The following is a 913-nucleotide window of genomic DNA, read 5'->3' as shown; positions in this document are numbered from 1 at the left end:
CGTGACTGGGCCGCGGCCGAGCGCGAGGGTCGTAGCATCGCCCCGTTCATCACCCGCCTCAACGAGATCCGGCGCCGCCACCCGGCCCTGCACCGGCTGCGGAACCTGCGCTTCCACGCCACCGACAACGACGCCCTGATCGCGTACAGCAAGCACGGCACGTGCGCGCGCGGGCGTGAGGGCGAGGGCGAGGTCGGGTCCGGGGCCGCGGTAGGGGCCGGGGCCGACGACACGGTCCTGGTGGTGGTGAACCTCGACCCCCACCACCCCCAGGAAGGAACGGTCTTTCTGGACCTGAACGAGCTCGGCCTGAACGAACCGGTGCGGGTGCACGACGAGATCTCCGGCGAGACGTACCGCTGGGGCCGGCACAACTACGTGCGCCTCGAACCAGGACGCGCCCCCGCGCACGTCCTGGCCGTGCGGTGAGCCGCCCGATGAGCCGCCCCATGAGCCGAGGTCGAGACGCGGGTGAGTCGCGGGTGAGTCGCGGGTGAGCCGCGGGTGAGTCGCCCGGCGAACGGAACGACGGAGGTGACGAAGCGATGATCATGAACGACCCCGTCCAGGACATCTTCGAGGACGCCCCGGTGAAGGACCGGGACCCTGACTGGTTCAAGCGTGCCGTCTTCTACGAGGTGCTTGTCCGCTCCTTCCAGGACAGCAACGGCGACGGTGTCGGCGACCTCAAGGGCATCACCTCCAGACTCGACTACCTGCAATGGCTCGGCGTCGACGCGCTCTGGCTGCCGCCGTTCTTCAAGTCCCCGCTGCGCGACGGCGGCTACGACGTCGCCAACTACATAGCCGTGCTTCCGGAGTTCGGGGACCTCGGTGACTTCGTGGAGTTCGTGGACGCGGCGCATCAGCGGGGCATGCGGGTGATCATCGACTTCGTCATGAACCACACCAG

1 protein-coding gene and 1 pseudogene are annotated in these 913 nt (G+C 68.7%); both read left to right on the top strand.

The window, feature by feature from the left end:
* Positions 1-429 (top strand): annotated as a pseudogene (locus OFY01_RS17450) (hypothetical protein); the annotation flags it as partial.
* Between the two features lie 116 nt (positions 430-545).
* Positions 546-913: alpha-amylase family glycosyl hydrolase (locus OFY01_RS17445; protein ID WP_266600939.1), on the top strand; the 368-nt coding region annotated here is incomplete at its 3' end.

The organism is Streptomyces beihaiensis, assembly GCF_026274175.1.
GTDB lineage: Bacteria > Actinomycetota > Actinomycetes > Streptomycetales > Streptomycetaceae > Streptomyces > Streptomyces beihaiensis.
This window is presented reverse-complemented; position numbering and strand designations above follow the sequence as displayed.